Genomic DNA, 10,988 nt, shown 5'->3' with positions numbered 1-10,988 from the left:
GGGAGACAATATTGCGCGTCAGTCGCTCGTTAACAATTAAGCAGATGGCAATGGTGGCTGCCGTTGTCATGGTGTTTGTGTTTCTGTTTTGTACCGTTTTGCTGTTTCATCTGGTGCAGCAGAACCGCTACAACACGGCGACGCAACTGGAAAGTATTGCCCGTTCGGTACGTGAACCGCTGTCTGCCTCAATTTTAAAAGCCGATATTCCCGGAGCCGAAGCGATTCTTGCCAGTATCAAACCAGCGGGGGTGGTGCAACGGGCCGATGTGGTGCTACCGAATCAGTTTCAGGCGCTGCGTATGAGCTTTATCCCTGAACGGCCCGTTCCGGTCATGATAACCCGACTCTTCGAACTGCCGGTGCAGATCTCGCTGCCTGTCTATTCACTTGAACGTCCTGCAAATCCGCAACCGCTGGCATATCTGGTGCTCCAGGCCGACTCATTCCGCATGTATAAGTTTGTGATGAGCACGCTGTCTACGTTAGTGACCATTTACTTACTTTTATCCCTGATGCTAACAGTCGCCATTAGCTGGTGCGTGAATCGCCTGATTCTGCACCCGCTGCGCAAAATTGCCCGCGAGCTGAATAACATTCCGCAACAGGATTTGATTGGACATCAGCTGGCGTTGCCGCGTCTGCATCATGACGATGAGATTGGTCTGCTGGTGCGCAGCTACAACCTCAATCAACAACTGGTCCAGCGCCACAGCGAAGAGCAGACGGATAACGCGATGCGTTTTCCGGTCTCTGACCTGCCGAACAAAGCGTTCCTGATGGGGCTGCTCGAGCAGGTCGTGTCGCGTCAGCACACCACGGCGCTGATGATTGTCACCTGCGAAACGCTGCGCGATACGGCGGGCGTGCTGAAAGAGGCGCAGCGGGAAATTCTGCTGCTGACGCTGGTGGAGAAACTGAAATCGGTGCTGTCACCGAGAATGGTGCTCGCGCAGATCAGCGGTTACGATTTTGCCATTATCGCCCACGGCGTCAAAGAGCCGTGGCACGCGATCACATTAGGTCAGCAAGTACTCACTATCATCAATGAGCGATTGCCGGTGCAGGGGATCCAACTTCGCCCAAGCTGCTGCATTGGCGTGGCGATGTATTACGGCGATCTCAGCGCCGAACAGCTCTACGGGCGCGCGGTATCCGCAGCGTTTACCGCCCGGCGCAAGGGCAAAAATCAGATTCAGTTCTTCGATCCTGAGCAGATGGCAATCGCCCAGAAACGGCTGACCGAGGAGAGCGATATTCTCACCGCGCTGGACAATCACCGCTTTGCCCTCTGGTTGCAGCCTCAGGTGGAGATGAGCAGCGGCAACGTGGTCAGCGCCGAAGCGTTGCTGCGTATGCAGCAGCCGGACGGGAGCTGGGAATTGCCGGAAGGGTTGATTGAGCGGATTGAGTCCTGCGGCCTGATGGTCACCGTGGGCCACTGGGTGTTGGAAGAGTCTTGTCGTCAGCTCGCAGCCTGGCAGGAACGGGGGATCACGCTGCCGCTGTCGGTCAATCTGTCAGCACTCCAGTTGATGCACCCGAATATGGTGTCAGACATGCTGGAACTGTTAAATCGTTATCGTATCCAGCCGGGTACGCTCATTCTGGAAGTGACGGAGAGTCGGCGGATCGACGACCCGCATGCCGCCGTGGCGATACTGCGTCCGTTGCGTAACGCCGGCGTGCGTATCGCGCTGGACGATTTTGGCATGGGCTACGCGGGACTGCGCCAGCTCCAGCACATGAAATCCCTGCCCATCGACGTGCTGAAAATCGACAAAATGTTTGTCGATGGCCTGCCGGAAGATAACAGCATGGTCTCGGCGATTATCCTGCTGGCGCGCAGTCTGAATTTGCAGATGGTGGCGGAAGGCGTCGAGACCGAAGCGCAGCGTGAATGGCTGGCGCAGGCGGGGGTTGAAATCGCTCAGGGCTTCCTTTATGCCCGTGCGGTACCCGCTGAAACCTTCGAAGAACGTTATCTAAAGCACAATTGATGTGATTACAATACTTTAAAAAGGTCCGGCTTGTGCGAGCCAGCTCAAGGTTTTTAACATTTTTGTTTCAATTATGATCCTGGTGCATTTCTGTGATGTTGTCTGGGTGTTATTTTAAGGCCGCAGGTTAACCAAAACCTTATAAGACCTGTGGTTTTTACTTCAAGGACACCCTATGAAAATCTCTCTGTTTAAAAGCCTCTACTTTCAGGTCCTGACAGCAATTGCCATTGGTATTCTCCTTGGCCATTACTACCCTGAATTAGGCGCACAAATGAAACCGCTTGGCGACGCGTTCGTTAAGCTGATCAAGATGGTCATCGCACCGGTTATCTTCTGTACTGTCGTGACTGGCATTGCAGGCATGGAAAGTATGAAAGCGGTGGGCCGTACAGGTGCAGTTGCGCTGCTTTACTTTGAGATTGTCAGTACGATTGCGCTGATCATTGGTCTCATCATCGTTAACGTGGTGCAGCCCGGTGCCGGGATGAACGTTGATCCGGCAACGCTGGATGCAAAAGCGGTAGCGATTTACGCCGAACAGGCAAAAGACCAGGGAATCGTAGGCTTCCTGATGGATATTATCCCGGGCAGCGTCATTGGCGCCTTTGCCAGCGGTAACATCTTGCAGGTTCTGCTGTTTGCGGTGATGTTTGGGTTTGCCCTGCATCGTCTGGGCAGCAAAGGCCAACTGATTTTCAACGTCATTGAAAGCTTCTCGCAGGTCATTTTCGGCATCATCAACATGATCATGCGTCTGGCGCCAATCGGGGCGTTCGGGGCGATGGCGTTTACCATCGGTAAATATGGCGTGGGTACGCTGGTGCAGTTGGGGCAACTGATTGTTTGCTTCTACATCACCTGTATCCTGTTTGTGGTTGTTGTGCTGGGTTCGATCGCCCGTGCAACAGGCTTCAGCATCTTTAAGTTTATCCGCTATATTCGTGAAGAACTGCTGATCGTGTTGGGAACGTCCTCTTCCGAGTCTGCGTTACCGCGTATGCTCGACAAGATGGAAAAGCTTGGCTGTCGCAAGTCGGTTGTGGGGCTGGTGATTCCCACCGGCTATTCGTTTAACCTTGATGGAACCTCGATATACCTGACGATGGCGGCGGTGTTTATCGCCCAGGCCACCAACAGTCATATGGATATCTTCCATCAGATTACGCTGCTGGTGGTACTGCTGCTCTCCTCGAAAGGGGCGGCGGGCGTGACCGGAAGTGGCTTTATCGTGCTGGCGGCCACTATCTCTGCGGTTGGCCATCTGCCGGTGGCCGGTCTGGCGCTTATCCTCGGTATCGACCGTTTCATGTCTGAAGCCCGTGCGCTGACCAACCTGGTCGGTAACGGCGTGGCAACGGTCGTGGTCGCGAAGTGGGTGAAGGAACTGGACCACAAGAAGCTTGATGATGTGCTGAATAATCGTGCACCTGAAGGCAAAACGCACGAAATATCCTCTTAATTTCGATACTTATGACCGCAGTCCCTTGTGGGGCTGCGGGCTCCTGCGCATAATTGACCCCTGGGCCCGAATCCTTCAACATGGAGGTATCGGGTTTATTTCACTTCTTCCGTGACATTTTCATGTTCTTGCGGTCTAACACGAAGTGTTTTTAACGTCATATTCAGACAAGCCCAACTGGGGTTGTCTTTTTATTACCAGGATTGTTGATCAGGGGTTCACATGCAGGGCACAAAAATTCGACTTTTAGCGGGCGGTTTGCTGATGATGGCCACTGCTGGCTATGTGCAGGCAGATGCGCTCCAGCCTGACCCAGCATGGCAACAGGGGACGCTGGCGAATGGTTTACAGTGGCAAGTGTTAGCCACCCCGCAGCGCCCCAGCGACCGTATCGAGGTCCGCCTGCAGGTAAATACCGGTTCGCTCGCCGAAAGTACTCAACAGAGTGGTTTCAGTCATCTTATTCCCCGTATTGCGTTAACCCAAAGTGGCGGCCTTGATGCCGCGCAGGCACGTTCACTGTGGCAGCAGGGTTTTGACCCTAAACGTCCGATGCCGCCCGTCACCGTCTCTTACGACTCCACACAGTACAATCTCAGCCTGCCCAATAACCGCAGCGACCTGCTGAAAGAGTCGCTGAACTATCTGGCGAACACGATGGGCAAACTGACGATCACCCCCGACGTCGTCAATCATGCGCTAAACACAGAAGACATGGTCACCACGCTGCCCGTCGATACGAAAGACGGCTGGTGGCGCTATCGTCTGAAAGGGTCGGCGCTGTTGGGTCACGATCCTGCCGAGCCGGTAAAAATGCCGGTGGACGCGGAGAAAGTGCATGAGTTCTACCAGAAGTGGTACACCCCAGACGCGATGACGCTGATTGTTGTCGGCAACGTTGATGCGCGGTCGGTGGCCGAGCAAATCAACAAAACCTTTGGTGAACTGAAAGGGAAACGTGAAACCCCTGCGCCGGTGCCGACGCTCTCGCCGTTGCGTGCGGAGGCGGTGAGCATTATGACCGACGCGGTGCGCCAGGATCGTCTCTCTGTCATGTGGGATACGCCGTGGCAGCCGATTCGCGAGTCTGCCGCGCTGTTGCGCTACTGGCGCGCGGATTTAGCGCGTGAGGCGCTGTTCTGGCACGTCCAGCAGGCGCTGAGTAAGAACAACGCGAAAGATATCGGCCTCGGCTTTGACTGCCGCGTGCTGTTCCTGCGCGCGCAGTGCGCAATCAACATCGAATCGCCAAACGACAAGATTTCCGCCAATCTGAGCACCGTGGCGCGTGAACTGGCGAAGGTACGTGATAACGGCCTGCCGGAAGAAGAGTTCAACGCCCTGGTGGCGCAAAAGAATCTGGAGCTGCAGAAACTGTTTGCGACCTACGCTCGTACCGATACCGATATTCTCATCAGTCAGCGTCTGCGCTCGCTGCAAAATCAGGTCGTAGATATCGCGCCTGAACAGTACCAGCGTTTGCGTCAGGACTTCCTGAACAGCCTGACCGTTGAGATGTTGAATCAGGATCTGCGTCAGCAGTTGTCGCAGGATATGGCGCTGATTCTGCTACAGCCGAAAGGCGAACCGGAATTCAACATGAAAGAGTTGCAGGCGACGTGGGATCAAATCATGGCGCCGGTGACTGCCGCGGCGACACCGGCAGAAACGGACGATGCGCATCCGGAAGTGACAGATATTCCGGCTGCACGGTAGGGGTGGATTGCCTGATGGTGCTGCGCTTATCCGGCCTGGAAGAACGCGTTTCCCGGGCCGGATAAGGCGTTTACGCCGCGCCTGCGGCGTTGGTCTTACTGCGGCATGGCGTCGCGTGGGATAATCGCCCCGCGATGCTGAATAACGGTGCTGGCGGTCAGGTGGCCTCGTTTGGCAGCGTTAACTGCATCGCCGCCGGTCAGGCGAACGGCCAGATACCCGGCGCTGAACGAGTCGCCAGCGGCGGTGGTATCGATCACTTTTTCTTTCGGCAGTTTCACCGCAGGAACGTCGATCGGTACGTTACCGTCGACAGACACCAGGCACGAATCCGCACCGCGTTTCACCACCACTTCCTGCACACCCGCGGCATGCGTCCGGGCGATCACCTCTTCAACCGGCTTCACGCCCCAGAGCAAATCTTCGTCGTCCAGCGTCAGGAAGGCAATATCAGTGCATTCCAGCATCTTCTGATACACCTGCCGGGTCTCTTCTTTGCTGGCCCACAGGCGCGGACGATAGTTGTTGTCGAAAATCACTTTCCCGCCGTTGGCGCGGCATTCTCGCAGCAGCGACAGCAGTTTGTCGCGGCTGGATGGGCTCAGGATCGCGAGGCTGATACCGCTCAGGTAGAGATAATCAAAGGTCGCCAGCTCTTCGCAGATAGCCGCTGACTGTTCGCTCTCCAGCCAGAATTTCGCTGCTGCTTCGTTGCGCCAGTAATAGAACGTCCGCTCACCGGTGCTGTCCGTCTCGATGTAGTAGAGGCCAGGCAGACGGTTTTCCATGCGCTGTGTCAGCGAGGTATCCACGTTTTCGCCTTGCCATGACTCAAGCATCTGCTGGCTGAAACTGTCCGTGCCCAGCGCCGTGACGTAGTGCACGGAGAGCGCCGCAGCATCAACCTGACGGGCAATGTAAACGGAGGTATTCAATGTGTCGCCACCGAATCCGCGCTGAACATCTGCGCCTTTCTGTGACAGCTCAATCATGCATTCGCCAATCACGGCAATCTTTTTGGACATAGTCGTGAACCTGCTTAAAAAAAGTTAGCGTTAGTGTGCGCTGTGGGTGTTAGGTGGTCAATCATATTAAAACAACGTTCCAAATTTTTTTTTGAGCCAGTCCGTATTCTGCATTGATTTTTACAAAACCGTTTTCGATTTTGCGCGAGGCTGAACATAAAGTTCTCCGTCCGAAGGCCGATAACCTTTGACGAGTCGGGGCAGTAACACACTTAATCACGGGACATCTGAGATGATAAACCAGGTTATCCAGCAGCGAAGCAATTCCGAGGCGAGCGTTGAAAGCTTGCAGGATCGGCGCTTTTGGCTGCAGTGCGAGCGTGCTTACACTTATCAGCCGATTTACCGGACCGACGGACGCCTGTTAGCCGTTGAGTTGTTGACGGTGGTGACGCATCCGGACAATCCAACCCAACGTATCGCGCCTGACCGTTATTTTGCCGGGGTGGCGGTGCGCCATCGCATTGATATCGTCAAAGAACAACTTCAGCTACTGGAGCAGAAGACCGACTTTTTCCAGCGTCATGAATTGCTGGCCTCTGTGAATGTCGATGGCCCGACGCTCCTCGCCATGCGCCAGCAACCCAACATGGTGCAGATGATTGAGCGGATGCCGTGGCTGCGTTTTGAGCTGGTCGAACATATCCATCTGCCAAAAGAATCCTCGTTTGCCAGCATGTGCGAATTTGGTCCGCTGTGGCTGGATGATTTCGGCACCGGGATGGCGAATTTCTCTGCGCTGAATGAAGTCCGTTATGACTACATTAAAGTCGCGCGCGAACTGTTCGTGATGCTTCGCCAGACGCCAGAGGGGCGCAATCTCTTCACCATGCTGCTGCAACTGATGAACCGCTATTGCCGCGGCGTGATCGTTGAAGGGGTGGAAACGCTGGAAGAGTGGCGCGACGTACAACGTTCTCCAGCCTTTGCCGCACAGGGCTATTTTCTGTCGCGCCCGGTCCCGTTCGCCTGCCTCGATGAGGTCATTCTGTCACTGTAAAAACCGGCAGTTTCCGCTAACTCCGTCTGGCTGGACTATCTTTAGGACAGGCAAGGAAAGACGTGAGGATGCTAACTATGACCAAAGCCGGAAAAATAACTGCAGTGATCACAGGGACTTTCTTGTTGTTGATCGTGGTCGTTATCGTGTTGATAGCGACATTTGACTGGAACCGCCTCAAACCGACCATCAACCAGAAAGTCTCTACCGAACTTAACCGACCGTTCGCTATTCGCGGTGATTTAGGCGTTGTCTGGGAACGCCAGAAGCAGGAGACCGGCTGGCGCAGTTGGGTGCCGTGGCCGCACGTACATGCTGAAGATATTATCCTCGGCAATCCCCCCGACATTCCTGAAGTGACGATGGTGCACCTTCCCCGCGTCGACGCGACGCTCGCCCCGCTGGCGTTGTTAAGCAAAACCGTCTGGCTGCCGTGGATCAAGCTGGTGAAACCCGATGCGCGGCTGATTCGCCTGTCCGAGAAAAACAATAACTGGACCTTCGACCTCGCGAATAGCGAAAACAAAGACCCGAATGCGCAGCCATCTGACTGGTCCTTCCGGCTGGACACTATTCTCTTCGATCAGGGGCGGATCGCTATCGACGATAAGGTCAGTAAAGCTGATATTGAGATCCTGGTCGATCCGCTGGGCAAACCGTTGCCGTTCAGTGAAGTCACGGGAAATAAAGCGAAAGGCGATAACGCGAAGGTTGAAGACTACGTATTTGGTCTGAAGGCGCAGGGGCGATACAACGGCGAACCGCTCACCGGAACGGGAAAAATGGGCGGCATGCTGGCGCTGCGTAGCGAAGGGGCAGCGTTTCCGGTACAGGCTGATTTCCGTTCCGGCAATACCCGGGTGGCGCTGGTGGGCGTGGTTAAGGACCCAATGAAGATGGGCGGCGTCGATCTGCAACTGAAATTCTCCGGGGATTCCCTGGGTGAGCTGTACGATCTGACGGGAGTGCTGCTGCCGGATACGCCGCCGTTCGAAACGGACGGTCGGCTGGTGGCGAAAATCGATACCAACGCATCATCGGTGTTTGACTACCGGGGGTTCAATGGGCGGATCGGCGACAGCGATATTCACGGCTCGCTGACCTATACGACAGGGAAACCGCGTCCGAAGCTGGAAGGTGAGGTGGAATCGCGCCAGCTCAGGCTGGCGGATTTAGGACCGCTAATCGGCGTCGATTCCGGTAAAGGCACAGAAAAAGCGCAGCGTTCGGAACAGAAAAAGGGCGAGAAGAGCGTACAACCCGCGGACAAAGTACTGCCTTATGACCGCTTCGAAACGGACAAATGGAACGTGATGGATGCCGATGTGCGCTTTAAAGGACGGCGTATTGAACATGGCAGCAGCCTGCCTGTCAGCGATCTCTCGACCCACATTCTTCTGCAGAATGCCGATCTGCGTCTGCAACCGTTGAAGTTTGGTCTGGCGGGCGGCAGCATCAATGCGAATATCCATCTGGAAGGGGATAAAAAGCCAATGCAGGGGCGTGCGGATATTCAGGCGCGGCGTTTAAAACTGAAAGAACTGATGCCGGACGTTGAACTGATGCAGAAAACGCTGGGGGAGATGAGCGGTGACGCCGAATTTCGCGGGACCGGGAATTCCGTGGCGGCGCTGCTGGGTAACAGCAACGGCAACCTGAAACTGCTGATGAACGACGGACTGATTAGCCGCAACCTGATGGAGATTGTCGGTCTGAACGTCGGGAACTTCATCGTCGGGCAGATCTTTGGCGATGACGAAGTGCGGGTTAACTGCGCGGCGGCGAATCTGGATATCGTAAACGGCGTGGCGCGCCCACAAATTTTCGCGTTCGACACTGAAAACGCGCTGATCAACGTCACCGGGACGGCGAGCTTTGCCTCCGAACAGCTGGATTTGACCATCGACCCGGAGAGCAAAGGCATCCGCATTATTACCTTGCGTTCGCCGTTGTATGTGCGCGGAACGTTTAAGAACCCTCAGGCGGGGGTAAAGGCCGGGCCGTTGATTGCGCGTGGCGCGGTAGCCGCGGCGCTGGCGACGTTAGTGACGCCTGCCGCCGCGCTGCTGGCGCTGATTTCACCGTCAGAAGGTGACGCCAACCAGTGCCGGACGATATTGTCGCAGCTGAAGAAGTGATGCGCAGTGCCGGGTAAGGCGTCGCCACTACCCGGCATGTAAAGATTACAGCGACTGATGACGCGTTTCGTGAGTTAACAGTAGCGCGATCAGGGTTAATGCCGCCATCGATGCCAGGTAGGTTCCTACGGCGGCAAGACCATAATTGGACTGCAACCACGCGGCGATATACGGTGCGACGGATGCCCCGAGAATCGAAGAGACGTTATAGGAGAACGATGCGCCGGTGTAACGCACTTCAGTCGGGAACAGCTCAGGCAACAGTGCGCCCATCGGCCCGAACGTCAGCCCCATCAGGCTCAGTCCAAGCAGCAGGAAGGCGAAGACCAGCGCCGGATTGCCGGAGCCCAGCAGCGGTTTAAAGGCGAACAGCGCGAACAGGATAATCATTGTGGTGATGATGACCATGCTCTTGCGGCGACCAAACGCGTCTGCGAGCAGACCGGCGACCGGCACCATCACGCCAAAGCCAATCACCGCCATCATCAGCATCCACAACACGTCGTTACGCGGCAGGCCCAGACCGACCGGCGCAGCGGCGGTACTGAACGTCATCGAATACACGGTCATGATATAGAACAGCGTATAGGTCGCCAGCATGATGAACGTGCCGAGGATGGTCACGCGAACGTGTTTAGTCAGCAACGTACCCAGCGGGATTTTCACCTGTTTTTTCGCGGCGGCCACTTTAGCGAAAACCGGCGTCTCATGCAGGGAAACGCGGACGTACAGGCCGATAATCACCAGCACCGCTGAGAAGATAAACGGAACGCGCCAGCCCCAGCTCATGAACTGCTCATCCGTCAGCAGCCAGGAGAGCAGCAGGAAGGTGCCGTTAGCAAAGAAAAAGCCAATCGGTGCGCCCAGTTGCGGGAACGAGCCATACAGCGCGCGCTTACGCGGCGGGGCGTTCTCTGTCGCCAGCAGCGCCGCGCCGCCCCATTCACCACCCAGTCCCAGCCCCTGCCCAAAACGAGCCAGCGCCAGCAGAAGTGGGGCGAAAATGCCAATGGTGGCATAGCCTGGCAGCAGGCCGATGATCACCGTTGAGATCCCCATTGTCAGCAAAGACGCCACCAGCGTCACTTTACGTCCTACCCGATCGCCAAAGTGGCCGAAGAGCGCGGAACCAATTGGACGCGCGACAAAGGCGATGGCAAACGTGGCGAGCGACTGTAGCGTTGCCGCTGTCGGGTCGCCCTGCGGGAAGAAGATGTGCGGGAAGACAATCACGGCGGCGGTCGCATAAATATAGAAGTCGAAGAACTCAATGGCGGTGCCAATGAGCGAGGCGACGACGACCTTATTGCGCGAATTGACCGGAGTATGTTCCTGTTCGTTATCGAATGTGGTGGCGGTTGCTTGCATAGTATTTTCTTATTTTTTGGCGAACGAACGGCCATATTACGCACAGCAAAAGCGACATTTCAATCTGTAACAATCGCTCGATATGGTTAAAAATCAGGCAAAAAGCGGATAATGTTTGCGCCTGCGATTTCTCGTCCATGAAATGCTTCACATAATTTAAAAATGAGTGGATAAAACTGGTTTTTGGTTAAATAAAAGTTAAGGACTGGATTTATGTGCTAAATGAACGGAGCGAGGCGGAAGTAAGTGCCTGAACATATTGCCGGCTGGCGACGTAAG

The 10,988-nt window shown here is 55.4% G+C and carries 7 protein-coding genes; 5 read left to right on the top strand and 2 right to left on the bottom strand.

The features are described 5' to 3' along the window. Positions 1–11 precede the first annotated feature (11 nt). The 3 genes from hmsP (at position 12) to AOY24_RS08995 (ending at position 5,178) form a co-directional block, all read left to right on the top strand. Positions 12–2,000, top strand: coding sequence for a biofilm formation regulator HmsP (gene hmsP, locus AOY24_RS09005; protein ID WP_072011089.1), 1,989 nt, complete (start codon positions 12–14; stop codon positions 1,998–2,000). Between the two features lie 175 nt (positions 2,001–2,175). Beyond that, positions 2,176–3,462 (top strand): C4-dicarboxylate transporter DctC, encoded by a 1,287-nt coding sequence (dctA, locus tag AOY24_RS09000; protein ID WP_042323143.1) that lies wholly within the window; start codon positions 2,176–2,178, stop codon positions 3,460–3,462. Positions 3,463–3,684: 222 nt separating this feature from the next. Continuing rightward, positions 3,685–5,178, top strand: a complete 1,494-nt coding sequence (locus tag AOY24_RS08995; protein ID WP_042998542.1) for a pitrilysin family protein — start codon at positions 3,685–3,687, stop codon at positions 5,176–5,178. A 95-nt stretch (positions 5,179–5,273) separates the two neighbouring features. Here the strand turns inward: AOY24_RS08995 and AOY24_RS08990 are convergent, their stop codons facing one another. Further along, complete coding sequence (locus AOY24_RS08990; RefSeq protein ID WP_044253719.1) at positions 5,274–6,203, bottom strand: sugar kinase; 930 nt, start codon at positions 6,201–6,203, stop codon at positions 5,274–5,276. A gap of 232 nt (positions 6,204–6,435) precedes the next feature. Between AOY24_RS08990 and pdeH the strand changes: the two genes are divergently transcribed. Both pdeH and AOY24_RS08980 read left to right on the top strand, forming a co-directional pair. Continuing rightward, a complete protein-coding gene (gene pdeH, locus AOY24_RS08985) occupies positions 6,436–7,203 on the top strand; it encodes a cyclic-guanylate-specific phosphodiesterase (protein WP_042998540.1) in 768 nt (255 codons plus the stop codon). 77 nt (positions 7,204–7,280) lie between these two features. Beyond that, the gene (locus tag AOY24_RS08980) at positions 7,281–9,341 is read left to right on the top strand and encodes an AsmA family protein (protein ID WP_042998539.1); all 2,061 of its coding nucleotides are present in this window, start codon (positions 7,281–7,283) and stop codon (positions 9,339–9,341) included. Positions 9,342–9,386: 45 nt separating this feature from the next. Here the strand turns inward: AOY24_RS08980 and AOY24_RS08975 are convergent, their stop codons facing one another. Next, positions 9,387–10,709: an MFS transporter gene (locus AOY24_RS08975; protein WP_054176508.1), complete on the bottom strand. Its 1,323-nt coding sequence runs from the start codon at positions 10,707–10,709 to the stop codon at positions 9,387–9,389. Positions 10,710–10,988: the final 279 nt, after the last annotated feature.

Source organism: Citrobacter sp. CtB7.12, assembly GCF_001297795.1.
Taxonomy (GTDB): Bacteria; Pseudomonadota; Gammaproteobacteria; order Enterobacterales; family Enterobacteriaceae; genus Citrobacter_A; species Citrobacter_A amalonaticus.
This window is presented reverse-complemented; position numbering and strand designations above follow the sequence as displayed.